This is a genomic window from Streptomyces litmocidini, from assembly GCF_014649755.1.
Lineage (GTDB): Bacteria > Actinomycetota > Actinomycetes > Streptomycetales > Streptomycetaceae > Streptomyces > Streptomyces litmocidini.
Map to the genome: position 1 here is coordinate 1 of NZ_BMTQ01000019.1, position 22,655 is coordinate 22,655.

General features: G+C 71.0%; 26 protein-coding genes, 1 tRNA gene, 2 pseudogenes and 1 riboswitch. Of the genes and pseudogenes, 12 read left to right on the forward strand and 17 right to left on the reverse strand.

Annotated elements, in window-relative coordinates:
• Positions 1–744, forward strand: a 744-nt coding sequence (locus tag IE180_RS30480; RefSeq protein WP_229861055.1) for a hypothetical protein, incomplete at its 5' end; no start/stop codon positions are given.
• 47 nt (positions 745–791) lie between these two features.
• Entirely contained in the window at positions 792–1,094 is a 303-nt protein-coding gene (locus IE180_RS30485; RefSeq protein WP_190160194.1) for a hypothetical protein, read from the forward strand.
• 42 nt (positions 1,095–1,136) lie between these two features.
• Here IE180_RS30485 and IE180_RS30490 read toward each other — a convergent pair.
• From IE180_RS30490 to IE180_RS30505, 4 genes and pseudogenes are all read right to left on the reverse strand, one after another.
• Positions 1,137–2,396: pseudogene (locus IE180_RS30490) on the reverse strand (DUF445 domain-containing protein); the annotation flags it as partial.
• A gap of 21 nt (positions 2,397–2,417) precedes the next feature.
• Entirely contained in the window at positions 2,418–3,401 is a 984-nt protein-coding gene (locus IE180_RS30495; RefSeq protein ID WP_190160196.1) for an ABC transporter ATP-binding protein, read from the reverse strand.
• Positions 3,402–3,410: 9 nt separating this feature from the next.
• Entirely contained in the window at positions 3,411–4,268 is an 858-nt protein-coding gene (locus IE180_RS30500; protein WP_373302833.1) for an ABC transporter permease, read from the reverse strand.
• A complete protein-coding gene (locus IE180_RS30505) occupies positions 4,261–5,061 on the reverse strand; it encodes an ABC transporter permease (protein WP_190160284.1) in 801 nt (266 codons plus the stop codon). Before IE180_RS30505 ends, IE180_RS30500 begins: the two co-directional genes overlap by 8 nt.
• A 149-nt stretch (positions 5,062–5,210) precedes the next feature.
• On the opposite strand from IE180_RS30505, the gene IE180_RS30510 reads away from it, so the two are divergent.
• Complete coding sequence (locus IE180_RS30510) at positions 5,211–7,430, forward strand: transglycosylase domain-containing protein (protein WP_190160197.1); 2,220 nt, start codon at positions 5,211–5,213, stop codon at positions 7,428–7,430.
• On the opposite strand, the gene IE180_RS30515 is transcribed toward IE180_RS30510, so the two are convergent.
• The 3 genes from IE180_RS30515 to IE180_RS30525 form a co-directional block, all read right to left on the reverse strand.
• Positions 7,424–7,744: a DMT family transporter gene (locus IE180_RS30515; RefSeq protein WP_190160198.1), complete on the reverse strand. Its 321-nt coding sequence runs from the start codon at positions 7,742–7,744 to the stop codon at positions 7,424–7,426. The two genes, IE180_RS30510 and IE180_RS30515, sit on opposite strands and share 7 nt — an antisense overlap.
• Before the next feature lie 32 nt (positions 7,745–7,776).
• Positions 7,777–7,839: riboswitch (guanidine-III (ykkC-III) riboswitch) on the reverse strand.
• Between the two features lie 56 nt (positions 7,840–7,895).
• Positions 7,896–8,234: a GroES family chaperonin gene (locus IE180_RS30520; protein WP_030554720.1), complete on the reverse strand. Its 339-nt coding sequence runs from the start codon at positions 8,232–8,234 to the stop codon at positions 7,896–7,898.
• Positions 8,235–8,280: 46 nt separating this feature from the next.
• Entirely contained in the window at positions 8,281–8,601 is a 321-nt protein-coding gene (locus IE180_RS30525) for a DUF3618 domain-containing protein (protein ID WP_190160199.1), read from the reverse strand.
• A 126-nt stretch (positions 8,602–8,727) separates the two neighbouring features.
• Here IE180_RS30525 and bcp point away from each other — a divergent pair, with 126 nt between their 5' ends.
• The 5 genes from bcp to IE180_RS30550 all read left to right on the forward strand — a co-directional run bounded on the left by bcp (position 8,728) and on the right by IE180_RS30550 (position 12,495).
• Complete coding sequence (bcp, locus tag IE180_RS30530) at positions 8,728–9,201, forward strand: thioredoxin-dependent thiol peroxidase (protein WP_030691576.1); 474 nt, start codon at positions 8,728–8,730, stop codon at positions 9,199–9,201.
• 110 nt (positions 9,202–9,311) lie between these two features.
• A complete protein-coding gene (gene proP, locus IE180_RS30535) occupies positions 9,312–10,808 on the forward strand; it encodes a glycine betaine/L-proline transporter ProP (RefSeq protein WP_190160200.1) in 1,497 nt (498 codons plus the stop codon).
• A gap of 136 nt (positions 10,809–10,944) precedes the next feature.
• Positions 10,945–11,574, forward strand: a complete 630-nt coding sequence (locus tag IE180_RS30540; RefSeq protein ID WP_190160201.1) for an HNH endonuclease — start codon at positions 10,945–10,947, stop codon at positions 11,572–11,574.
• A 485-nt stretch (positions 11,575–12,059) separates the two neighbouring features.
• On the forward strand, positions 12,060–12,458 hold the full coding sequence (locus tag IE180_RS37610) for an HNH endonuclease signature motif containing protein (protein ID WP_373302838.1): 399 nt from the start codon (positions 12,060–12,062) through the stop codon (positions 12,456–12,458).
• Positions 12,420–12,495 (forward strand) — tRNA-Leu (locus tag IE180_RS30550). Before IE180_RS37610 ends, IE180_RS30550 begins: the two co-directional genes overlap by 39 nt.
• Before the next feature lie 45 nt (positions 12,496–12,540).
• Here IE180_RS30550 and rdgB read toward each other — a convergent pair.
• The 4 genes from rdgB to IE180_RS30570 form a co-directional block, all read right to left on the reverse strand.
• On the reverse strand, positions 12,541–13,149 hold the full coding sequence (gene rdgB / locus IE180_RS30555; protein ID WP_190160202.1) for an RdgB/HAM1 family non-canonical purine NTP pyrophosphatase: 609 nt from the start codon (positions 13,147–13,149) through the stop codon (positions 12,541–12,543).
• 7 nt (positions 13,150–13,156) lie between these two features.
• On the reverse strand, positions 13,157–13,564 hold the full coding sequence (locus IE180_RS30560) for a hypothetical protein (protein ID WP_190160203.1): 408 nt from the start codon (positions 13,562–13,564) through the stop codon (positions 13,157–13,159).
• Positions 13,565–13,637: 73 nt separating this feature from the next.
• Complete coding sequence (gene rph, locus IE180_RS30565) at positions 13,638–14,369, reverse strand: ribonuclease PH (RefSeq protein WP_190160204.1); 732 nt, start codon at positions 14,367–14,369, stop codon at positions 13,638–13,640.
• A 93-nt stretch (positions 14,370–14,462) separates the two neighbouring features.
• Positions 14,463–14,735 (reverse strand): PTS sugar transporter subunit IIB, encoded by a 273-nt coding sequence (locus IE180_RS30570; protein ID WP_373302839.1) that lies wholly within the window; start codon positions 14,733–14,735, stop codon positions 14,463–14,465.
• Between the two features lie 196 nt (positions 14,736–14,931).
• On the opposite strand from IE180_RS30570, the gene IE180_RS30575 reads away from it, so the two are divergent.
• Positions 14,932–16,251 (forward strand): PTS transporter subunit EIIC, encoded by a 1,320-nt coding sequence (locus IE180_RS30575; RefSeq protein WP_190160205.1) that lies wholly within the window; start codon positions 14,932–14,934, stop codon positions 16,249–16,251.
• A gap of 288 nt (positions 16,252–16,539) precedes the next feature.
• Entirely contained in the window at positions 16,540–17,805 is a 1,266-nt protein-coding gene (locus IE180_RS30580; RefSeq protein WP_190160206.1) for a PTS transporter subunit EIIC, read from the forward strand.
• A gap of 129 nt (positions 17,806–17,934) precedes the next feature.
• Here IE180_RS30580 and IE180_RS30585 read toward each other — a convergent pair whose 3' ends face one another.
• Entirely contained in the window at positions 17,935–18,690 is a 756-nt protein-coding gene (locus IE180_RS30585; RefSeq protein ID WP_190160207.1) for an MBL fold metallo-hydrolase, read from the reverse strand.
• Positions 18,691–18,892: 202 nt separating this feature from the next.
• Between IE180_RS30585 and IE180_RS30590 the strand changes: the two genes are divergently transcribed.
• Complete coding sequence (locus tag IE180_RS30590; RefSeq protein ID WP_190160208.1) at positions 18,893–19,393, forward strand: type II toxin-antitoxin system PemK/MazF family toxin; 501 nt, start codon at positions 18,893–18,895, stop codon at positions 19,391–19,393.
• Between the two features lie 133 nt (positions 19,394–19,526).
• On the opposite strand, the gene IE180_RS30595 is transcribed toward IE180_RS30590, so the two are convergent.
• The 4 genes and pseudogenes from IE180_RS30595 to IE180_RS30605 all read right to left on the reverse strand — a co-directional run.
• The gene (locus IE180_RS30595) at positions 19,527–20,477 is read right to left on the reverse strand and encodes a PLP-dependent cysteine synthase family protein (RefSeq protein ID WP_190160209.1); all 951 of its coding nucleotides are present in this window, start codon (positions 20,475–20,477) and stop codon (positions 19,527–19,529) included.
• Between the two features lie 5 nt (positions 20,478–20,482).
• Entirely contained in the window at positions 20,483–20,761 is a 279-nt protein-coding gene (locus tag IE180_RS30600; protein WP_190160210.1) for a MoaD/ThiS family protein, read from the reverse strand.
• Positions 20,762–20,854: 93 nt separating this feature from the next.
• Positions 20,855–20,971 carry a putative leader peptide gene (locus IE180_RS37615; RefSeq protein WP_373302834.1) on the reverse strand — a complete coding sequence of 39 codons (117 nt, stop codon included), beginning with the start codon at positions 20,969–20,971 and terminating at the stop codon, positions 20,855–20,857.
• A 100-nt stretch (positions 20,972–21,071) separates the two neighbouring features.
• Positions 21,072–21,269 (reverse strand): annotated as a pseudogene (locus tag IE180_RS30605) (HD domain-containing protein); the annotation flags it as partial.
• Positions 21,270–21,308: 39 nt separating this feature from the next.
• Here IE180_RS30605 and IE180_RS37725 point away from each other — a divergent pair.
• Positions 21,309–22,169 carry a helix-turn-helix domain-containing protein gene (locus IE180_RS37725; RefSeq protein ID WP_506005096.1) on the forward strand — a complete coding sequence of 287 codons (861 nt, stop codon included), beginning with the start codon at positions 21,309–21,311 and terminating at the stop codon, positions 22,167–22,169.
• On the opposite strand, the gene IE180_RS30615 is transcribed toward IE180_RS37725, so the two are convergent.
• Complete coding sequence (locus IE180_RS30615) at positions 22,160–22,585, reverse strand: M67 family metallopeptidase (protein ID WP_030691591.1); 426 nt, start codon at positions 22,583–22,585, stop codon at positions 22,160–22,162. The two genes, IE180_RS37725 and IE180_RS30615, sit on opposite strands and share 10 nt — an antisense overlap.
• Positions 22,586–22,655: the final 70 nt, after the last annotated feature.

Below are 22,655 nucleotides of genomic sequence, written 5' to 3' on the forward strand. Positions count from 1 at the left end.
GAAGGCTTCGTCCACGAACGGCGCGTGCAGATCGCCGGAGGACGCTGGGCCACCCAACAACTCGTCTCCAGCCACCCGCTGACCGCCGACCAGGCCGCCAAGCTCCTCGCCAGGGAACCCGTGACGCCTCCGCAGGTCACGCCGAGCCCCCGGAAACCGGCCGCCGGTCAGCCGACCACCCCGCCCACCGACCGTCATCCAGAGAAAGACCCGAGGAAAAACACCTCCCACCTTCCCCCGGAGCCGACCCAGACGACCCAGACGACCGAGACGGCCCAGACGGCCGAGACGGCCCAGACGACCCAGACGGCCGAGACGGCCGAGCACTCGCCCCGGCTCGACGAGGCCCGCGCCCTCATCGGCACCCTGCCCGCCCTCTCCCCCGCCCTCCGCCACATCCCACCCGGCATGCGCGACGAACTCGCCCGCCTCGCCGCCCGCTGGCTCGACGCCGGACACACCCCCACCGACGTCCACGCACACATCCGCCGCTGCCTCCCCACCGACGGAACGCCCGTCCACCGGCCCGGCGGCCTCGTCCGCCACCTCCTGCGCGACGTACCCCCACGAGAACCGCACCCGCCCGCAACCACACCCGCACCCGCACCCGCACCCGGCAACCGCCTCTCACCGCGCCTCCGAGGCACCCGCGAGTGCGCCGGCGACCACACCCAGGCGACCCTCTTCCGGCCCGTCGGCGACGAGACGCACTGCGCCAGCTGTGTCCCCAGCGCTCGTGGCTGACTCCCGTACGCTCGAAAGGACCACCGTCGACCAGGAAGGCCCCCGTCATGCCCCGCATCCCCTCCCCCGCCGTAGCCGCCGCCGGCCTCGTCGGTGGTTACGCCGTCGCCCGGTGGACCAAGAAGCGGCCCCTCGGGGGTGTCGTGCTCGCCGTGGCCGGCGGGGTGGCCGCGCGGGAGTGGCAGCAGGTGGGTGGGACCAAGGCTTCCGTGGGGCTGACGGGCGCGTACGTCGCCGCCTTCGCCGGATCCCACCCGCTCGCCAAGAAGATCGGCGCCTGGCCCGCCGTGTTCTCCGTCGCCGGGGGCATGGCCGTCGCCTCCTGGGCCGTCACCCGGGGAAAGGGCTGACCCCGCGCGACCGGGACCGACCCTCCGGAAGGCCGGCCCCCCTCAGCCCCCCACCGCCCTGCTCACCGCATAGATCATCAGCCCCGCCAGTGCGCCCACCACCGTGCCGTTGATGCGGATGAACTGGAGGTCGCGGCCGATGTTGGCCTCGATCTTGCGGGAGGTCTGGGTGGCGTCCCAGCCGGCGACCGTGTCGGTGATCAGGGACGTGATCTCGTGGCGGTACGTCGTGACGACGTACGCCGCCGCGTCCTCCGCCCAGCCCTCGACCTTCGTCTGGAGGCGGGTGTCCGTCGCCAGGCGGGTGCCCAGGGAGATCAGGGAGGCGCGGGCGCGGAGGCGGAGCTGGCTGCGGTCGTCCTCGGCCGCCGCGATGATCAGGGACCGGATCGAGGACCAGGCCGAGGCGATGATGTCCTGGATCTCCGGCCGGGCCAGGAGGTCCGACTTCAGGCGTTCCACGCGGGCGCGGGTGTCCGTGTCCGCCTGGAGGTCGGCCGCGAAGTCGGTGAGGAAGCGGTCGATCGCGGCGCGCGCCGGGTGGCCCGGCATGTCGCGCATCTCCGTGACGAAGCGGAGGAGTTCGCGGTAGACCCGCTCGCCGACCTTGCGGTCCACGAAGCGGGGCGTCCAGCCCGGGGCGCCGCCCTGGACCGCGTCCATCACCGAGTCCCCGTGCGTGACCAGCCAGTCGTGGGCACGGGTGCAGATCAGGTCGACCGCCCGGCGGTGGGCCCCGTCGGCGACGATCCGCTCCAGGGTCTTGCCCAGGCCCGGGGCGATCTCCGCCGATTCGGCGCGGCGGGTGATCGCCTCCCCGACGACCGCCTGGACGTCCGCGTCGCGCAGGACGGTCAGGGCGCCCCGCAGCGCCGTCGACGCCTCCGCCGTCACCCGGTCGGCGTGCGCCGGGTCCGCCAGCCACTCCCCCAGTCGGCTGCCGATCCCGAACGCCTTCAGCCTGCCCCGTACGACGTCCGCCGAGAGGAAGTTCTCGCCCACGAAGGTGCCCAGCGACGCGCCCAGCTGGTCCTTCTTCGTCGGGATGATCGCCGTGTGGGGGATGGGGAGTCCCAGGGGGCGCCGGAAGAGGGCCGTGACCGCGAACCAGTCCGCCAGCGCGCCGACCATGCCCGCCTCCGCCGCCGCCGCGACGTAGCCGGCCCAGGCCCCCCAGCCCTCGTTGCGCGCCCAGGTCGCCAGGCCGTAGATCACGGCCACGACGATCAGCAGGGACGTCGCCAGCGTCTTCATGCGGCGGACGCCTCTGCTCTTCTCCTCGTCCGCCGCCGTGTACGAGAAACTCACCATCGGTTCGACCTCCTACATCAGGGACTCCCGGCGCTCGTCCCGAGTTCCCCCGTACATCTTCGCGATCACCGCCTCGATGTCCGGCTCCCGCACCGAGAGGTCGAGGAGGGGATGTCTCGCCGCCACCGCCGCCACCAGCGGGGCCGCCGAGGTCGTCGCCGGGAACGCCAGCCACTGGCGCGGGCCCTCGGCCCGTACGAACCGGGCTCCCGGCACGTCCGTGATCGGGGGCAGCTCGCGCTCCAGGTCCACCATCAGGAGCCGTTCGCTCTCGCCCACGGCGTGCAGGCCGGCCAGGTCGCCGTCGTACATCAGACGCCCGTGGTCGATGACCATCACCCGTGAGCAGAGCTGCTCGATGTCCGTGAGGTCGTGGGTGGTGAGGAGGACGGTGGTGCCCCGGGTGGCGTTCAGTTCGCGCAGGAAGTCGCGGACCCTGGCCTTCGACACCACGTCCAGGCCGATCGTCGGCTCGTCCAGGTACAGCACCTCCGGGTCGTGCAGCAGCGCCGCCGCGATGTCGCCGCGCATCCGCTGACCGAGGGAGAGCTGCCGTACGGGGACGTCCAGGAGCTCCCCGAGGTCGAGGAGGTCCACGCAGCGGGCCAGGTTCCTCTCGTAGCGGTCGTCGGGGATCCGGTACATGCGGTGGGCCAGCCGGTACGAGTCCTTCAGCGGCAGGTCCCACCACAGGGTCGTGCGCTGGCCGAAGACCACCCCTATCCGCCGGGCCAGGCGGGTGCGCTCGCGCGCCGGGTCGACGCCCGCGACCCGCAGCCGGCCGCCGCTGGGCGTGAGGATGCCGGTGAGCATCTTGATCGTGGTCGACTTGCCGGCGCCGTTCGGGCCGATGTAGCCGACCATCTCCCCCTTCTCGACGCCGAAGGAGATGCCGTCGACCGCTCGGACCTCCCTCTTCTCGCGACGCAGGAGGCCCGCCCTGCGGCGGACCGTGAAGGTCTTCTCCAGTGCGTCCAGTTCGATGAAGGGGGGCATGGGGGGACCTCAGCTTCCTGTCGATCGGTACGAGCGGATCCCGGCGCGCCACGCGAGCCCCGCGGCCCCGCAGCAGACCGCCGCCACCAGGGGCGACGCGAACGCCGCCCACCCCGGCACCCCCGCCGGGGCCGGCCGCCCCAGCACGTACAGGGCGGGCAGCCAGCTCACGAACGCCAGCGGCACGACGTACACGACGCCCCGCACCAGCTCCTGCGCGAAGATCGTCGGCGGGTACTGGAGGAGGGTGTTCCCGCCGTACGTGAAGGAGTTCGTGACCTCGGCGGCGTCCTGCAGCCAGAACTGGGTCGACGCCCCCAGCACCATCACCGCACCGAAGATCACCGCCCCGCACGCCACCGTCACCGGCAGCAGCAGCGCCTTCAGCGGCGTCCACGCCACGTCCACCAGGAGCAGCCCCCACACCAGCACCATCAGGCCCTGCGCGATCCTGCCGAACCGCCGCAGCGCGAACTTGTCCGCCGCGACCTGCGCGAGCAGCGGCGCCGGACGCATCAGGAAGGTGTCGAGGGAGCCGTCCCTGATCCGCTTCCCCATCTTCTGCAGCGAGCCCATCGTGAGGTCGGCGATCCCGAAGGACGTGCCGGCCGTCCCGTACAGGAGGGCGACCTCCGCGAACGAGAAGCCGCCGAGGCCCCGCACCTGACCGAACATCAGGAGGATGACGACGAAGTCGAAGAAGGTGACGCAGAAGCTGGTGGCGAGGGTCAGGGCGAAGGAGGAGCGGTACGTCATCGTGGAGCGGATCCACATGCCCGCCACCATCCGGTACGTGCGCCAGGAGTCGCCCAGGAGCCCCGGTTCCCCGTACGCGCGCCGGGAATCGGCCGCCGGAGACCTACCCACCCTGCACCACCACCTTCCGCGTCGCCGCCGCCTGCGCCGCCCGGCCCGCGCCGAGCAGGACCAGCGCCCAGCAGCCCTGGAAGCCGTACGCCCCCGCCAGCTCCCAGCCCTCGTACTTCCCCAGGTACACGTCGGCCGGCACCTGGAGCAGCGAGGCCCACGGGAGCAGCCGCGCCAGTTCCCCCAGCGTGCCCGGGAAGACGTTCAGCGGGAGCAGCATCCCGGAGAAGAACAGGCCCGCCAGCCAGGCCGCCTGCACCACGCCCTGGCCGTCGAGCAGCCAGAAGGCGCTCATGGCCACCAGGTACCAGATCGCGAAGCCGACCACCGAGCCGAGCGCCACCGCGAGCAGGAACGCGAGCCACGCGCCCGGTCCCGGCGGCAGGGCGAAGTCGAAGACGAGCGCGCCGACCGCCATCGGGGCGACGCCGCGGCCGAGGAGCTGGTAGGCGGAGCGGCCCGCGTTGGCCGAGAACCACCAGGCCTGGAGGTCGGCGGGGCGGTAGAGGTCGACGGCGATGTCGCCGGTCCTGATCCGTTCGATCAGCTCGTCCTCGAAGCCGCCGCCCATCAGCCCGCAGACGGTGATCAGCGCCTGGCCGATCCAGACGTAGGCGAGGGCGTCGTCCATGGAGTAGCCGCCGAGGCGGGGGCGTTCGTTCCAGAGGGCGATGTAGGTGGCGGAGAGGACGAAGCCGAAGACGGTGTTGGTGAAGACACCGGCCGCCGTGGCCACGCGGTAGGCGGCGAACCTCCGGAACCCGCCCGCGGCCACCATCGCGTACAGCCGCAGCATGAGAGGCCCTTTCCCCACGGATGTCCACACGGACACGGCGAAGCGCACGACCCTAGTGGCTTCGTCCGGTGCGCCGCGAGCGGTTTTCGCGCCACCTTCGGGTCGCTTGAGGGAGTTTCGGTGCGTTCCATGCAGTATGTGATGCCATGTCCCCTTCCTCCGATGCGAACGGTACGCACGGCACGAGCGACGACGACCCCCACCCGGACGGCTGGGAGCCGCGGGACCCCACACTCGCCGACCCCGCCCCCCCGAGACGCCCCCGCCGTGTCCTGCGGACCCTCTTCGGGCTCCTCCTGCTCGGCGGCCTGCTGCTCGTCGGCGGCTTCGCCGCCGGATACCTCCTGGTGGAGATCCCGCCCGCCAACGCCGCCGCCGTCGCCCAGTCCAACGTCTACCTCTACCGGGACGGCACCCCGCTCGCCCGCGACGGCGAGGTCAACCGCGAGAGCGTCCGCCTCGACCAGATCCCGCTCCCCGTCCGCCAGGCCGTCCTCGCCGCCGAGGAACGCGACTTCCAGACCTCGCGCGCCGTCGACCCCAAGGCCATGGTCCGCGCCGCCTGGAACACCGTCACCGGCAAGGGCCGCCAGTCCGGCTCCACCATCACCCAGCAGTACGTGAAGAACTACTACCTCGGCCAGGAACAGACCCTCACCCGCAAGGCCAAGGAGTTCTTCATCGCCCTCAAGCTCGGCCGCGAGAAGAGCAAGGAGGAGATCCTCCAGGGCTACCTGAACACCAGTTACTTCGGCCGCAACGCCTACGGCGTCCAGGCCGCCGCCCGCGCCTACTACGGCAAGGACGTCCAGCAGCTCGACACCGCCGAGGGCGCCTACCTGGCCTCCCTCCTCAAGGCCCCCAGCGCCTACGACGTCACCACCCACCCCGAGAACCGGGCCAAGGCCGTCGCCCGCTGGCACTACGTCCTCGACGGCATGGCCGGCGAGGGATGGCTCAGCCCCGCGGCCCGCGCCGCCGCCCGCTTCCCCGTCCCCCAGACCGCCCGCGCCACGAGCGCCCTCTCCGGCCAGCGCGGCTACCTCGTCCAGGCCGTCGAGGAGTACCTCACCGACCACGGGATCGTCGACGAGAAGACCCTCGCCGGCGGCGGCTTCCGCATCACCACCACCCTGGAACCCGCCAAACAGGAGGCCCTCGTCCAGGCCGTCGAGGACCAGGTCGTCTCCCGGCTCGACCCGGCGAGCGCCCCCGCCGACCGGTACGTACGGGTCGGGGCCGCGGCCGTCGACCCGGCGAACGGCAAGGTCCTCGCCATGTACGGCGGCATCGACTACACCCAGCAGTACGTCAACAACGCGACCCGCCGCGACTACCAGGTCGGCTCCACCTTCAAGCCCTTCGTCTTCACGGCCGCCGTCCAGAACGGCGCCCAGACCCAGCAGGGCCGGCCCATCACCCCGTACACCGTCTACGACGGAACCAACCGGCGCCCGGTGGAGGGCTGGACCGGCGACCCGTACGACCCCGCCAACGAGGACGACGCCAGCTACGGCGACATCAACGTCAACGCCGCCACCGGCCTGTCGGTGAACACCGTGTACGCCCAGATGGCGGTGGACGTCGGCCCCGCGCACGTACGGCGCACCGCGATCGCCCTCGGACTGCCCCGCTCCACCCCCGACCTCACCGCCTCCCCGTCCATCGCCCTCGGCTCCGCCACCGCCAGCGTCCTCGACATGGCCTCGGCGTACGCCACGCTCGCCGCGCACGGCCGGAACGGCACGTACTCCCTCGTCGAGAGCATCAGCCGGGGCGGCCGGGAACTGGAGCTCCCGGCCGTCGCCCGCCGGCAGGCGGTGAGCCGCGAGGCCGCCGACACGACCACGTCGGTCCTGCGCGGGGTCGTCGAGACCGGCACGGGCACGGCCGCGCAGGCGGCGGGACGCCCGGCCGCCGGCAAGACGGGCACGGCGGAGGACGACAAGGCCGCCTGGTTCGCCGGCTACACCCCGGAGCTCGCGACGGTCGTCGCGCTCATGGGGCAGGACCCGGAATCGGGGGCGCAGGAGTCGCTGTACGGCGCCCTGGGCCAGCCGCGCATGAACGGCGGCGGGGTGCCGGCCGAGATCTGGGCCCGGTTCACCCGGGAGGCACTGGACGGGACGCCTCCCCAGGACTTCGAACTCCGGCTGATGCCGGGGGCCGAACCGATGCCGTCGACGCCGCCGGACGGGTCGGCCCCACCGGAAGGGTCGGCCCCACCGGAAGGGTCGGCCGCACCGGACGGACCGGACGGACCCGACGGATCGGAGGACTGGTACGAGACGGGCGAGGCCGGGCCCGGCGCGGCGACGCGCAGCCCCGCACCCGGCCCCGGCCCCTCCCGCGGCACCGGTCAGTGACCGCTCGTCGCCTTGAGCCCGACCACGGCGACGAGCAGCAGACAGACGAAGAAGACACGGGCGGCGGTCGCCGGCTCCCCCAGCACCACCATGCCGAGCACCGCCGCACCGGCCGCGCCGATGCCGACCCACACGCCGTACGCCGTACCGATCGGCAGCGTCTTGGCCGCCTGCGACAGCAGCACCATGGAGGCGACGATCCCCGCGCCGGTGAGGACACTGGGCCAGAGCCGGGTGAAACCATCGGTGTACTTCATCCCGATGGACCAGCCGACCTCCAGCAGACCGGCGACGACCAGCAGAACCCAGGCCATGACGAGACACCTCCGAAAGACGGATCAACAGGGGTGCGTCGTCTTGTCGTCGAACCCGGTACGGCGCGTCTCGTCGGGGTGTCTCCAGGCTAGCAAAAAACGGGCGAAGGCCCCGGTGACTCCGGTCACCGGGGCCCTCGCGCGCTTCTTCCTACAGATACAGCCCGGTCGAGTCCGACGTCCCCTGGAACCGGTCCGCGGCCACCGCGTGCAGGTCGCGCTCCCTCATCAGGACGTACGCGACGCCCCGCACCTCGACCTCGGCACGGTCCTCGGGGTCGTACAGCACCCGGTCGCCGATCTCGACGGTGCGGACGTTCTGGCCGACCGCGACCACCTCGGCCCAGGCGAGGCGACGGCCCACGGCAGCCGTCGCCGGGATCAGGATGCCGCCGCCGGAACGCCGCTCCCCCTCCGGGGAGTCGGTGCGGACGAGGACCCGGTCGTGGAGCATCCGGATGGGCAGCTTGTCGTGCGTGTTCTCGCTCACGCGTCGAACCTACCTGCCCGGGCGTGTCGCCCGTACCCGGGGAGGCTCACGCCTTGTGCCGCCGGGAGGAGGAAACCATCAGGCCGACGACGGCGAGGGCCACGACGGCCACCGGGACGACCCGCTCCAGGCGGGGCGCGCCGTCCTCGTGGGTGAAACGGGCCTTCACGTCCGAGACGACCCGGTTGACGGCGACGAAGGCGCGTCCGGCCGTCTGGTCGACGGCCGAGACGACCTTCGCCCTGGCGTCCCCGACGATCGTCTTCGGGTGCATCCGAATGCCGATCTCGTCGAGCGTGATGGCGAGCTGCTCGCGCCGGCGGACGATGTCCGCCTCGATCTGCGCAGGGGTCCTGGCCTCCGACACCGCGCTGCCTCCGTAGTCGTGATCCGGTCGTTGACGGCCAGTCTGTCAGTTCTGTCGCGATCGGGTCGCCCCAGACCCCCATTAGGCTCTTACCGCGTACGCGAACATCCCCGAGGAGAGCCAGCCATGAGCGAGCGACTGCAGCCCGGCGACACCGCCCCCGCCTTCACCCTTCCCGACGCGGACGGCAACGAGGTCTCCCTCGCGGACCACAAGGGCCGCAAGGTCATCGTCTACTTCTACCCCGCGGCCCTCACCCCCGGCTGCACCAAGCAGGCCTGCGACTTCACCGACAACCTCGACGTCCTCGCCGCCGCGGGCTACGACGTCATCGGCGTGTCCCCCGACAAGCCGGAGAAGCTCGCGAAGTTCCGCGAGAAGGAGAACCTCAAGGTCACCCTGGTCGGCGACCCGGAGAAGACGACCCTGGAGGCGTACGGCGCCTTCGGCGAGAAGAAGCTGTACGGCAAGGTGGTGACGGGCGTGATCCGCTCCACGGTCGTGGTCGACGAGGAGGGCAAGGTGGAGCACGCCTTCTACAACGTCAAGGCCACCGGCCACGTCGCCAAGATCATCAGGGACCTGGCCATCGAGGGCTGACCCCCGCCCGACGTGACGGACGTCCCATTCCGGGACCCGTTCCGTTTGTGATCGGCGTGACCGTGCAGAAGTGCCTCTGGAGTGTGCTCCCCAAGAGAGGACGTACGGTCATGCCGGCCACAGACCGCGACCCCGCGGCCGATCCCGAGGCCCTGAGACGCCATCCGCGCCTGTTCAAGGCCGTCACCCGGCGCCGGGAGCCCAGACTGCGGCGGACCGACATCACGGTCACCGACGAGGCGGCGGTCAAGCGGGCGGTGAGGGCGGCCTCCCTGGGCAACGCCATGGAGTGGTTCGACTTCGGCATCTACGCCTACCTCGCCGTCACCCTCGGGCACGTCTTCTTCCCGGCCGGCAACGACACGGTCCAGCTGCTGTCGTCGTTCGCGACGTTCGCGGTCGCCTTCCTGATCCGCCCACTCGGCGGCATGGTGTTCGGCCCGATGGGTGACCGGTTGGGCCGGAAGAAGGTCCTCGCCCTGACCATGATCCTCATGGCGGTCGGCACCTTCGCGATCGGCCTGATCCCCTCCTACGCCTCGATCGGCTTCTGGGCACCGGCGCTCCTCGTGTTCTTCCGCATGCTCCAGGGGTTCTCGACCGGCGGCGAGTACGGCGGCGCCTCGACCTTCATCGCCGAGTACGCCCCCGACCGCCGCCGCGGCTACTTCGGCAGCTTCCTCGAATTCGGCACCCTGGCCGGTTACGTCGGCGCGGCGGGCCTCGTCACGGCGCTCACCGCGTGGCTCGGCACCGACACGATGGAGGCGTGGGGCTGGCGCGTGCCGTTCCTCGTGGCGGGCCCCCTGGGCCTGGTCGGCCTCTACCTGCGGCTGCGCCTCGACGAGACGCCCGCCTTCCAGAAGCTGGGGACCGAGTCGGCGCGCGCCTCCGAGGCGGCGGACCCCGTGGAGACCTCCACCAAGGGCGACCTGGCGAAAATCTTCCGACAGCAGTGGCCCGCGCTGATCCTGTGCGTCGCCCTGGTGGGCGCGTACAACATCACCGACTACATGCTGCTGTCGTACATGCCGACGTACCTCTCCGACGAGCTCGGCTACAGCGAGACCCACGGCCTGCTGATCCTCCTGCTCGTGATGGTCCTGCTCATGCTGATCATCACTCAGGTCGGCCGCCTCAACGACCGCTTCGGCCGCAAGCCCGTCCTGATGACCGGCATGCTCGGCTTCCTGCTCCTCTCCCTGCCCGCCTTCCTCCTCATCGGGCAGGGCGGCGTACCCGCGATCACCGCGGGCATGCTGATGCTCGGCCTCTCGCTGGTCTGCATGCTCGGCACCATGTCGGCGGCGCTCCCCGCGCTCTTCCCGACGGACGTGCGGTACGGCTCCCTTTCGGTGGGCTACAACCTGTCGACCTCCCTCTTCGGCGGTACGACCCCGCTCGTGATCACGGCCCTGATCGGCGCGACCGGCAGCAATCTGATGCCGGCGTACTACGCGATGGGCGCGGCGCTCGTCGGCGTGGTCGCGGTGGCCTGCATGAAGGAGACGGCCCGGCGCCCCCTGGACGGCTCGCCCCCGTCGGTGGAGACCCCGGAGGAGGCGGCGGAACTGATCCTGGCCCAGGCCCCGGAACCGAAGTTCTGACCCCTCTCGACCAACGGATCGGCCCGCACCGGCGTCCCCCGGCGCGGGCCGTTCCGTTTCTCGTACGCGCGATGACGTGACCGTCCGATATCCGGATCGTTGGTCCGTGCGAGATCCGTACTGGGGAGGGGATCCCATGGGGGCGAGCCCGTACACGAGGGACGTGCTGGAGTCGGCGGCACGGGGAGCGCGGACACTGACGGAGGCGCTGGAACGGTTGGGGGTGGATCCGAGGAGCGGGTCGCGCCGGTACCTCCTCGACCGCATGCGGAAGCTGGGGGTGGGCACGTCGCACTTCGAGCGGGAGGGGGTGCGGTGGACACGGAAGGTTCTGGCGGAGGCGGTGGCGGCGTCCACGAGCGTCCAGGAAGTGCTGCGCCGGTTGGGCATCGACGCGGTCGGCGGACACCACACGCACATCAGCCGCCGCCTCACCGCCCTGGGCATCGACACGTCCCACTTCGCGCCGGCGCGGCGGGGACGGGTGAAGACCCCGGGCGGAAATCCGCTCCGGTTGCGCGGCCCGGAAGGCGGCAGGGTTCCGGGGCAGCGCCTCAGGCGCCATCTTCTGCGCCTCGGGGTCGAGGAACGCTGCGCGGAGTGCGGCACGGGCCGGGAGTGGAACGGCAGGCCCCTGCAGCTGGAAGTGGACCACATCAACGCCGAGTGGTGGGACGACCGGCCAGAGAACCTCCGCTTCCTGTGCCCCAACTGCCATGCGGCGACGGACACGTACAGGGGTCGCAAGCGGAGGGGCCGGGGATGACCGCACAGACGTACACCCGCGACCTGCTCGCCCGAACCGCCGCGGAATCCGTGAGTCTCGTCGACCTGATGCGTCGGCTGGGTACGCCGATGGCCACCGGTCCGCGCAGTTACCTGAACAAACGGCTCAGGCACTACGGCATCGACACGTCGCACTTCCGCGAGGAGAGCCTGCCCGAGCGGCCGCGCCGCTCCTACACGAGAGAGCTGCTGGCGAAGGCGGCCGCGCACTCGCACAGCATCCGCGAAATGATCGAGTTCATGGGGTACTCCCCGCGCGACTGCCCTTACGGGCACATCCGCAAGCAGCTCGACCGGTTCGGCATCGACACGTCTCACTTCCGTAGCGGACGCAGGTACGGCTGCGGGGTTCCCGCGCGGGACGAGCTCGCCCGGGCCGTGGCATGCTCGCAAAGCTTCGCGGGCGTGCTGAAGCGCCTCGGCATTCCCGACAGCGGTGCGGCCCGGACGCGCGTGAAGCGAGGCATGGCCGCCCACGGCATCTCTTGCGAGCACTTCGTGGGACAGGCCCACCAACGAGGCGTCCCCTCTCAAACGCGCAAGACGGCGGCCGAGATTCTCGTCCGCCTGGAACCGGGGGCCCATCGCACCAGGACCGCGCAGTTGCGTCGCGCGCTGGACGAGTTGGGCGTACCGCACGTGTGCCAGGCGTGCGGCATCGGCGACGTCTGGCGCGGAAAGCGACTCGTCCTGGAGATCGACCACGCCAACGGCGACCGGCTCGACAACCGCGTCGAGAACCTGCGGTACCTGTGCCCGTCGTGCCACAGCCAGACCAGCACCTTCTCGAACCGCCGCGGTGGAGCACAGTACAGTGGGCGCCGCGGGTCCGTACCCCAGCTGGCCAAGAGGGCGCCGGTTTAGGTCCGGTGTGTCGTGGGTTCGAGTCCCACCGGGCCCACATCGACGGCGCGGCACTCCGAGAGTGCCGCGCCGTTTGCACCCCTCAGCCCACCAGCTCCTTCACCACCGGCACCAGCGCCCTGAAGGCCTTGCCGCGGTGGCTGATCGCGTTCTTCTCGGCCGGGGTCAGTTCGGCGCAGGTCACGTCGTGGCCCTCCGGCTGGAGGATCGGGTCGTAGCCGAAGCCGTTCGTGCCCGTCGGGGCGTGGCGGAGGGTGCCCGGCATCCGGCCCTCGACCACGCGTTCCGTGCCGTCCGGGAGGGCCAGGGCCGCCGCGCAGGCGAAGTGGGCGCCGCGGTGGGCGTCGTCGATGTCCGAGAGCTGGGCGAGGAGCAGGTTCAGGTTGGCCTTGTCGTCGCCGTGGGTGCCGGCCCAGCGGGCGGAGAAGATGCCGGGGGCGCCGTTCAGGACGTCGACGCAGAGGCCGGAGTCGTCGGCGACGGCCGGGAGGCCGGTGGCCCGGGCGAGGGCGTGGGCCTTCAGGAGGGCGTTCTCGGCGAAGGTGACGCCCGTTTCCTTGACGTCGGGGACGTCGGGGTACGCGTCCGCGCCGACGAGTTCGAGGTCGAGGCCCGCGTCGGCGAGGATCGCGTGGAGTTCGGTGATCTTGCCCGCGTTGCGGGTGGCGAGGATCAGTCGCTGTCGGGTCATGCCCCGATTATCCCGGGGTGCAGACCTTGGCCACTTCGCCGGCCGCGTCGGTGATCGGCGTGATGTCCGGGGTGGTGTCGCCGTTCTTGACCGCCGTGCGGACGGAGTCGACGCCCTTGGAGAGGTCGTCCACGGCCTTCGAGAGGTCGGCGTTGCCCGTGGTGTTCTTGAGGTTGCCCAGTTCGGTGGAGATCGAGTTCAGGGACTCCTCGATCTGCGTCACGTCGTTGGAGGCGTTCGAGACGGCCTGCTGGAGGTTCTGCACGGACGTGGCTATCGCGTCGGCGGTCTTGACGCAGTCCATGGCCGTGTCGAGGGCTCCGCAGCCGCTCAGGACGGTGGTGAGCGCGGCGGCCGTGGCCGTGGCGAGTGCGAGACGGCGCTTCAAGGCGGGTCCTCCCCCAGATACGTACATGACAGTCTTCGGGCGCACGGATCGTATCGGGTACGTTCCGTGCGCCCGTCGCCCGTCAGGACGCAGCCGACCGTCAGAGGGTTCCTTCGAGGGCCTTGCGCTGGATCTCGGCCAGTTCGGCGCAGCCGCCGGAGGCCAGGTCGAGGAGGGCGTTGAGTTCCTTGCGGTCGAAGGGCTCGGCCTCGGCGGTGCCCTGGACCTCGACGAAGCGGCCGTCTCCGGTGCAGACGACGTTCATGTCGGTGTCGGCGCGGACGTCCTCCTCGTAGCAGAGGTCGAGGAGGGGGACGCCGTCGACGATGCCGACGGAGACGGCGGCGACGGTTCCGGTGAGGGGCTTGCGGCCGGCCTTCACCAGCTTCTTGCCCTGTGCCCAGGCGACGGCGTCGGCGAGGGCGACGTAGGCGCCGGTGATGGCGGCGGTGCGGGTGCCGCCGTCGGCCTGGAGGACGTCGCAGTCGAGGACGATGGTGTTCTCGCCGAGGGCCTTGTAGTCGATGACGGCGCGCAGGGAGCGGCCGATGAGGCGGGAGATCTCGTGGGTGCGGCCGCCGATCTTGCCGCGGACGGACTCGCGGTCGCCGCGGGTGTTGGTGGCGCGGGGGAGCATGGAGTACTCCCCGGTGACCCAGCCTTCGCCGCTTCCCTTGCGCCAGCGCGGGACGCCTTCGGTGACGGAGGCGGTGCAGAAGACCTTGGTGTCGCCGAAGGAGATGAGGACGGAGCCCTCGGCGTGCTTGCTCCAGCCGCGTTCGATGGTGACGGGGCGGAGCTGTTCGGGGGTACGGCCGTCGATGCGAGACATGGGACGAGCCTATCGGGGCGCGGCGGGCATGGCGGAGGGCCCGTTCCCCTGCCGGAACGGGCCCTCCTCAGGATGCGAGCGGGGGGCTCACGCTCACATCAGGTCTTCGATCTCCGCGGCGATCGGGTCGGCGTCGGTGCCGATGACGACCTGGATGGCGGTGCCCATCTTCACGACGCCGTGGGCGCCGGCGGCCTTCAGGGCGGCCTCGTCGACGAGGGAGGCGTCCACGACCTCGGTGCGCAGGCGGGTGATGCAGCCTTCGACCTCTTCGATGTTGTCGATGCCTCCGAGCCCGGCGACGATCTTCTCAGCCTTGCTGGCCATGTGTTTCTCCCTGTCCGTTCCGTTCGCGAGGGCGCGAATCTCGGCGCACCTGCGGTCCGCTTTGTCACGGTAACCCACGGTTGGCCCAACTTCGCGAGCAAGGACAGCCGTTCTGTCGAATGATGACGATCACCGGCGGCCTGTCCTCAGCGGGCTCCCGGAGCCTACCGCAACTGGTCTACACCAGTGTGCAACGAGACGCGGGCCCGGTCCGTTCCGGGCAGGGAGGACGCCGATGAGTACCGACAGCGCCGCGGCGAAACCGGCACCGGAACCGAAACCGAAGAGGTCCGTCTCCTGGGGCGGCCTCTTCCAGGGCCTCCAGAAGATGGGCCGCAGCCTCCAGCTGCCCATCGCCGTCCTCCCGGCCGCCGGCATCATCAACCGCCTGGGGCAGCCGGACGTCTTCGGCGCCGACGGTCTCGGCTGGGACAACGTCGCGAAGGTGATGGCGGGCGCCGGCGGCGCGCTGCTCGACGGCAACCTCGGCCTGCCCCTGCTGTTCTGCATCGGCGTCTCGATCGGCATGGCGAAGAAGGCGGACGGCTCGACCGCGCTGGCCGCGGTGGTCGGCTTCCTCGTCTACTACAACGTGCTGCGCCAGTTCCCGAAGGACTGCCCCGCGGGCACGAGGGACATCAACGGCGGCTGCCTCGCCCCGGACGAGGCCTTCGTCGGGTACACGTACCAGAATCCGGGCGTCTTCGGCGGCATCGTCATGGGTCTGCTCGCCGCCTGGTTCTGGCAGCGCTACCACCGGAAGAAGCTGGTCGACTGGCTGGGCTTCTTCAACGGCCGCCGTCTGGTCCCGATCATCATGACGTTCGTCGCGATCGTGTTCGCCGCGCTCTGCCTGTGGGTCTGGCCGCCGATCGGCGACGGTCTGGAGAGTTTCAGCGACTGGCTGGTCGGGCTCGGCGCGTGGGGGTCGGGCATCTTCGGCCTGGCCAACCGGGCGCTGCTCGTCATCGGCCTGCACCAGTTCCTGAACGTGCCCATCTGGTTCCAGTTCGGCACGTACACCAAGCCGGACGGCACGGTGGTCCACGGCGACATCCCCATGTTCCTCGCGGGCGACCCGAACGCCGGGCAGTTCCTGACGGGCTTCTTCCCGATCATGATGTTCGCGCTGCCCGCCGCGGCGCTCGCGATCACCCACACGGCGAAGCCGCACCGCCGCAAGGCGGTCGGCGGCCTGATGCTCTCGGTCGCCCTGACCTCGTTCGTCACGGGGATCACCGAGCCGATCGAGTACTCGTTCCTCTTCGTCGCGCCGCTGCTGTACGCGATCCACGCCGTGCTGACGGGTGTGTCGATGGCGGTGACCTGGGCGCTCGGCGTGAAGGACGGCTTCAGCTTCTCGGCCGGCCTGATCGACTACGTGATCAACTGGAACCTCGCGACGAAGCCGTGGCTGATCATTCCGATCGGTCTGGGGTTCGGGGTCGTGTACTACGTGATCTTCAGGTTCGCGATCACCACGTTCAACCTCCAGACGCCCGGCCGCGAGCCGGATGAGGTCGAGGAGGAGATCGAGCGCGACAACGTCAGGTGACCCGCCGGTCACCCGCCGGAACCCGGCCGCTCCCGGGGCTCCCGTCCCCCTCGTAAGGCTCGTGAAAGGCCTCCGGACCTGACCGTCCGGGGGCCTTTTGTCGTGCATTTCCAGCTATGGCTGAGCGCACAGAATTCACAGGTTCCTTATCTAAGTCTCACGTGCTACAACTGGTCTACACCACTCATTGGTGTAGACCACGCGGTCCAGACCACCGCGTTCCACGAGACGCCGCCGTCACCCCCTTTTCCATCCTCTGGCGGCGCCTTGCCCTACTGGAGGAAGTTGATGAGTACGGCCACCGCCCAGGCCGCCGCTCCCGCGAAGAAGCGCGGATCCGGCCTGTTCCAGGGCCTGCAGAAGGTCGGTCGCAGCCTGCAGCTGCCGATCGCCGTGCTGCCGGCCGCGGGTATCTTGCTCCGTCTCGGCCAGCCCGACGTCTTCGGCAAGGACGGACTCGGTTGGGACAAGGTCGCCTCCGTGTTCGCCACGGCCGGCGGTGCTGTCTTCGACAACCTGCCCCTGCTCTTCTGCATCGGCGTCGCCATCGGCTTCGCCAAGAAGGCGGACGGCTCCACCGCCCTGGCCGCGCTCGTCGGCTTCCTGGTCTACAGCAACGTGCTGAAGGCCTTCCCGATCACCGAGGCCGTCGTCAACACGACCGCCAACAAGGGCGTCGACGTCGCCGCGACCTACAACAACCCGGGCGTCCTCGGCGGCATCCTGATGGGTCTGCTGTCGGCCGTCCTGTGGCAGCGGTTCCACCGCACCAAGCTCGTCGACTGGCTCGGCTTCTTCAACGGCCGCCGTCTCGTCCCGATCATCATGGCCTTCGTGGGCACCGCCGTCGGCGTCGTCTTCGGGCTGGTCTGGGAGCCGATCGGCGAGGGCATCTCCAGCTTCGGCGAGTGGATGACCGGTCTCGGCGCCGGTGGCGCCGGCCTCTTCGGCCTCATCAACCGCGCGCTGATCCCCGTCGGCATGCACCAGTTCGTGAACACCGTCTCCTGGTTCCAGATCGGTGACTTCACCAACGCCGCCGGCGAGGTCGTCCACGGTGACCTCAACCGCTTCTTCGCCGGTGACCCGAGCGCCGGAATCTTCATGTCGGGCTTCTTCCCGATCATGATGTTCGGCCTCCCGGCCGCCGCGATCGCCATCGCCCACGCCGCCCGCCCCGAGCGCCGCAAGGCCGTCATGGGCATGATGGTCTCCCTCGCACTGACCTCCTTCGTCACGGGCATCACCGAGCCGATCGAGTTCACCTTCATGTTCATCGCGCCGCTCCTGTACGCGATCCACGCGGTCCTGACCGCCGTGTCCATGGCCGTCACCTGGGCCTTCGGCGTCCACGCGGGCTTCACCTTCTCCGCCGGCGGCATCGACTACCTGCTCAACTGGAACCTCGCGACCAAGCCGTGGCTGATCATCCCGATCGGCCTCGTCTTCGCGGCGATCTACTACGTGGTCTTCCGCTTCGCGATCGTCAAGTTCAACCTTCCGACCCCGGGCCGCGAGCCCGAGGAGGAGATCGAGGACCTCACCAAGGCGTGATCCTCGGCCGCATCACGGGGAAGGCCCCGGAACCGCCCGGTTCCGGGGCCTTCCCCGTTTTCCGTACGGGGCGTTCCGTACGGGACGTTCCGTGCGGGGCGTTCCGTGCGGGGCGTTCCGTACGAGCGCTCAGATCTCGTAGACCGCGCCCGGTCTCGCCAGCTCCGACGGGCCCGCGTAGACCTCGCGGGCGTCCCGCAGGTTCCGCTCGCCGTCCGTCCACGGCGGGATGTGGGTCAGCACGAGGCGTCCGACCCCCGCCCGGGTCGCGTGGGCACCGGCCTCCCGGCCGTTGAGGTGGAGGTCCGGGACGTCCTCCTTGCCGTGGGTGAAGGAGGCCTCGCAGAGGAAGAGGTCGGTGCCGTCGGCGAGGTCGTGCAGCGCGTCGCAGACCCCGGTGTCCCCGGAGTACGTGAGCGAACGGCCGCCGTGCTCGACCCGGATGCCGTACGCCTCGACCGGATGGCACACCTTCTCCGTACGGACGGAGAACGGGCCGATCCGGAAGCTGCCGCCGGACTCCAGCGTGTGGAAGTCGAAGACCTCGCTCATCGAGGTGGGCGAGGGCGTGTCGGCGTACGCCGTGGTCAGCCGCTGCTCGGCGCCCTCCGGCGCGTAGACGGGGAGCGCGTCGCAGCGCCCGCCGTCGTGCCGGTAGTAGCGGGCGACGAAGTACCCGCACATGTCGATGCAGTGGTCCGCGTGCAGATGACTGAGGAAGATCGCGTCGAGGTCGTACAGACCGATGTGGCGCTGCAGCTCGCCCAGGGCGCCGTTGCCCATGTCGAGGAGCAGCCGGAAGCCGTCGGCCTCGACGAGGTAGCTCGAACAGGCCGAGTCCGCGGACGGGAACGACCCGGAGCAGCCGACGACGGTGAGCTTCATGGAGCGTGAACCTCCGTGGACGGGTGCGGGAAGCGCGCTGGGGGAGGGGAGGCTGTGCGGTCTGTCGAGCGTAAGGCGCACCCGGGCCCGTCGCTCCTTCGTGGCGGCCCGTTGTGGGCGAACTCACGGGCTCTGTCACCGGTTCGGATGGATGGCGGGGCGCGGCGGCGGGGTGGGACGCGCACCGGTACCTTCTTGAGGTATGGACACGTCATGGTGGCCCGCGCTGGTCGCGGTCGTGGTGATCGCGCTGGCGGTGGTGCTCGCCGACGGGCGGAAGCGGTCGGGGCGGGGCCGTCCGACGGGGAGGCCCTCGGGGCGGACCCGGCCGCCGGGGCGGCCCGCGCCGCGCGGTCCGGTCGGGCCCCGGAAGGCGCCGGCCCGGCCCGGCCGGGCGCCGAGGGCGGCGGAGATCTGGTGGGCGGACGTGCCCTTCGAGGACGGTCCCGGGTCGAAGGACCGGCCCTGTCTTGTGCTCGTGGTGCGGGGGGACAGCGCGCTCGTCGCCAAGATCACCAGCAAGTACCACGACGAACGGCCGGGGGTCATCGCGCTGCCGCCGGGGGCGGTGGGGGACGCGCAGGGGCGGCCGAGCTTCCTGGAGACGGATGAGCTGCGGGAGGTGCCGGTGGCGGACTTCCGGCGGAGAGCGGGAGAGGCGGACCCGGTCGTGTGGGACCAGGTCCGCCATCTCGCGCGCTAGGGGTCTGCGGTGTCGGGCGCGGGGCCCGGGGGCCGGCGAGGCGCCGTTCCGTTGTGACCGCCCTCCCCGGGCTCTCGGCTTCGCTCGGACGGGGGCCCCTCGCCCCGGCGGAACGCCTGCCCGCGACCGGGGGTCAGGCCCAGAGCTGGCCCTGGACCGCCTCGATCGCTTCCTCCGTCGTCCTGGCCGTGTAGAGGCCCGTCGACAGGTACTTCCAGCCGCCGTCCGCGACGACGAAGGCGATGTCGGCGGATTCGCCCGCCTTGAGCGCCTTCTTGCCGATGCCGATGGCCGCGTGCAGGGCGGCACCGGTGGAGACGCCCGCGAAGATGCCTTCCTGCTGGAGGAGTTCGCGGGTGCGGGTGACGGCGTCGGCGGAGCCGACCGAGAAGCGGGTGGTGAGGACGGAGGCGTCGTACAGCTCGGGCACGAAGCCCTCGTCGAGGTTGCGCAGGCCGTAGACGAGGTCGTCGTAGCGCGGTTCCGCGGCGACGATCTTGACGTCGGGCTTGTGCTCGCGGAGGTAGCGGCCGACGCCCATCAGCGTCCCCGTCGTGCCGAGGCCGGCGACGAAGTGGGTGATGGAGGGGAGGTCGGCGAGGATCTCGGGGCCGGTGGTGGCGTAGTGGGCGCCCGCGTTGTCCGGGTTGCCGTACTGGTAGAGCATCACCCAGTCGGGGTGCTGCTCGGCGAGCTCCTTGGCGACCCGTACGGCCGTGTTCGATCCGCCGGCCGCGGGGGACGAGATGATCTCGGCGCCCCACATGGCGAGCAGCTGGCGGCGCTCCTCGCTGGTGTTCTCGGGCATGACGCAGACGATGCGGTAGCCCTTGAGCTTGGCGGCCATGGCGAGGGAGATGCCGGTGTTGCCGCTGGTCGGCTCCAGGATGGTGCAGCCGGGGGTGAGGCGGCCGTCCTTCTCCGCCTGCTCGATCATGTGGAGCGCGGGGCGGTCCTTGACCGAACCGGTGGGGTTGCGGTCCTCCAGCTTCGCCCAGATGCGGACGTCGTCCGAGGGCGAGAGCCGGGGGAGGCGGACCAGCGGCGTGTTGCCGACCGCGGCCAGCGAGGAGTCGTAACGCATGTGGATCAGACCATGCCGCCGGCGACGGCCGGCAGGATCGTGACGTTGTCGCCGTCGGCGAGCTTGGTGTCGATGCCGTCGAGGAAGCGGACGTCCTCGTCGTTCAGGTAGACGTTGACGAAGCGGCGGAGCTTGCCGCCGTCGACGATGCGCGCCTCGATCCCGGCGTGGCGGGTCTCCAGGTCGGCGAAGAGTTCGGCGAGGGTGCCGCCCTTGCCCTCGACGGCCTTCTCGCCGTCGGTGTAGGTGCGGAGGATGGTCGGGATGCGGACCTCGATGGCCATGGCGTGGGCTCTCCTGTCGGAAGGGGCGTGATGGGCGCGCTTCTGGGGCCCCGCGCGGAGGGGTTCGTACGGTGGGGGCGCTCGGCCGGTGGCTCAGAACGCGGCGCGTGGGGTACAGATCGCGCTGGCGAGGCGGCACAGGTCGACGTGCAGGCGTGCCACGAGCAGGGTGGTGCTCGGAGTCTCTTCGCTCACGTCGTGGGAAACCATGGGCTCATCGTATCGATTCCCGGTCCGGGTTCCGGAATGTGATCTCACATCGTGGATACTTTCTGACCGACTGGCGGACCCCCCAAGCGGAGGATGCCCTTCACTCGGGCCAGGAGGAGTCCCGGATCGTCGTCACGAAGTCCCCCGGGGTGAATCCGGGCACGAAATGGCGCAGGACGTCGGCTTTGACGTTGCCGAAGGTGGTGTCCGGTCTGGGCGAGATGCCGTCCGTGAAGGCCGCCAGGATGCGGCGCTTGAAGTCGGGGCGGGGGTGGGCGGCGACGATCGCGGCACGGTCCTCGGGGTGACGGCGGCGGGGTCCGGCTACGGGGTGCGGGTGTGCACGCCGGACGGGCGGGGCGTACGGACCTCGTGCGGGCTGCGGATCGGCGCGGACCGCGCGACCGGGGAGGTGCGGGGCGCGGACACGCTGATCGTCCCCGGGGCGGTGGACGTGGAGCGGTGCGTGGCGGTCGCCCCGGAGGTGGCGGGGCTCGCGGCGCGTTCGGCCCGGGTGGCGTCCGTGTGCACGGGGGCGTTCGCGCTCGCGGCGGCGGGGCTGCTCGACGGGCGGCGGGCGGCGGGCGGCGACCCACGGGGAGCACGCGGAGGCCCTCGCCCGGCGGTATCCGGCGGTCGAGGTGAGCGCGGACGCGATCCACGTACGGGACGGGGAGGTGTGGTCCTCGGCGGGGGTGACGGCCGGGATCGACCTGCGCCTGGCCCTGGTGGAGGAGGACCGGGGGCCGGAGGCGGCCCGGGCGGTGGCGCGGGACCTGGTGGTGTTCCTCCAGCGGCCGGGCGGCCAGTCGCAGTTCTCGGCGGCCTCGCGGACCCCCCGACCCCGCACCCGGTGGTGCGCCCGCTCCTGGACGCGGTCGCGGCGGATCCGGCGGCCGACCACAGCGCGTCGGCGCTGGCGCGGCGGGCGGGGATGAGCTCCCGGCACCTGGCGCGGCTGTTCCGCGAGCAGGTCGGGGCGACGCCGGCGGGGTACGTGGAGCGGGTGCGGGTGGAGGCGGCGCGGATGCTGCTCGAGGGCGGGGCGAGCGTGACGGGGGCGGCGGCGCGGAGCGGGCTCGGCAGTGACGAGAGCCTGCGGAGGGCGTTCGCCCGGCACGTCGGGGTGACGCCCTCCGCCTATGGGGCGCGCTTCCGGACGACGTCCTGCTCGCAGGCCTCCACGACCTACTCGTAGGCCTCCACGACCTTGACCTCTTCCTCCGTCACGACGCCGTCGACGATCGAGTAGGAGCGGAACTGGAAGGGGCCGGCGCCGTCGGTGTCGGCGGTGGAGACGAGGACGTAGTGGGCGTTCGGCTCGTTCGCGTACGAGATGTCCGTGCGGGACGGGTAGGCCTCGGTCGCGGTGTGCGAGTGGTAGACGATCACGGGCTCCTCGTCCCGGTCGTCCATGTCGCGGTAGAGCTTGAGCAGGTCCCCGGAGTCGAACTCGTAGAAGGTGGGCGAGCGGGCGGCGTTGAGCATCGGGATGAACCGCTCGGGGCGTCCGCTGCCGACGGGGCCCGCGACCACGCCGCAGGCCTCGTCGGGGTGGTCCGCGCGGGAGTGCTCCACGATCTGGTCGTACAGGGCCTGGGTGATGGTCAGCATGCCGACAGGATAAGCAGACGGGCCGTTCCGTACCGGTGTTTGGTACGGAACGGCCCGAATGCTGAGACCT

Bases quoted from the DNA above. Each gene is read 5' to 3' on its own strand.
- IE180_RS30485 (WP_190160194.1), top strand. From the start codon at position 792: ATGCCCCGCATCCCCTCCCCCGCCGTAGCCGCCGCCGGCCTCGTCGGT.
- IE180_RS30495 (WP_190160196.1), bottom strand. From the start codon at position 3,401: ATGCCCCCCTTCATCGAACTGGACGCACTGGAGAAGACCTTCACGGTC.
- IE180_RS30510 (WP_190160197.1), top strand. From the start codon at position 5,211: ATGTCCCCTTCCTCCGATGCGAACGGTACGCACGGCACGAGCGACGAC.
- IE180_RS30515 (WP_190160198.1), bottom strand. From the start codon at position 7,744: ATGGCCTGGGTTCTGCTGGTCGTCGCCGGTCTGCTGGAGGTCGGCTGG.
- bcp (WP_030691576.1), top strand. From the start codon at position 8,728: ATGAGCGAGCGACTGCAGCCCGGCGACACCGCCCCCGCCTTCACCCTT.
- proP (WP_190160200.1), top strand. From the start codon at position 9,312: ATGCCGGCCACAGACCGCGACCCCGCGGCCGATCCCGAGGCCCTGAGA.
- IE180_RS30540 (WP_190160201.1), top strand. From the start codon at position 10,945: ATGGGGGCGAGCCCGTACACGAGGGACGTGCTGGAGTCGGCGGCACGG.
- IE180_RS37610 (WP_373302838.1), top strand. From the start codon at position 12,060: ATGGCCGCCCACGGCATCTCTTGCGAGCACTTCGTGGGACAGGCCCAC.
- rdgB (WP_190160202.1), bottom strand. From the start codon at position 13,149: ATGACCCGACAGCGACTGATCCTCGCCACCCGCAACGCGGGCAAGATC.
- IE180_RS30560 (WP_190160203.1), bottom strand. From the start codon at position 13,564: ATGTACGTATCTGGGGGAGGACCCGCCTTGAAGCGCCGTCTCGCACTC.
- rph (WP_190160204.1), bottom strand. From the start codon at position 14,369: ATGTCTCGCATCGACGGCCGTACCCCCGAACAGCTCCGCCCCGTCACC.
- IE180_RS30575 (WP_190160205.1), top strand. From the start codon at position 14,932: ATGAGTACCGACAGCGCCGCGGCGAAACCGGCACCGGAACCGAAACCG.
- IE180_RS30580 (WP_190160206.1), top strand. From the start codon at position 16,540: ATGAGTACGGCCACCGCCCAGGCCGCCGCTCCCGCGAAGAAGCGCGGA.
- IE180_RS30585 (WP_190160207.1), bottom strand. From the start codon at position 18,690: ATGAAGCTCACCGTCGTCGGCTGCTCCGGGTCGTTCCCGTCCGCGGAC.
- IE180_RS30590 (WP_190160208.1), top strand. From the start codon at position 18,893: ATGGACACGTCATGGTGGCCCGCGCTGGTCGCGGTCGTGGTGATCGCG.
- IE180_RS30595 (WP_190160209.1), bottom strand. From the start codon at position 20,477: ATGCGTTACGACTCCTCGCTGGCCGCGGTCGGCAACACGCCGCTGGTC.
- IE180_RS30600 (WP_190160210.1), bottom strand. From the start codon at position 20,761: ATGGCCATCGAGGTCCGCATCCCGACCATCCTCCGCACCTACACCGAC.
- IE180_RS37615 (WP_373302834.1), bottom strand. From the start codon at position 20,971: ATGGTTTCCCACGACGTGAGCGAAGAGACTCCGAGCACCACCCTGCTC.
- IE180_RS30615 (WP_030691591.1), bottom strand. From the start codon at position 22,585: ATGCTGACCATCACCCAGGCCCTGTACGACCAGATCGTGGAGCACTCC.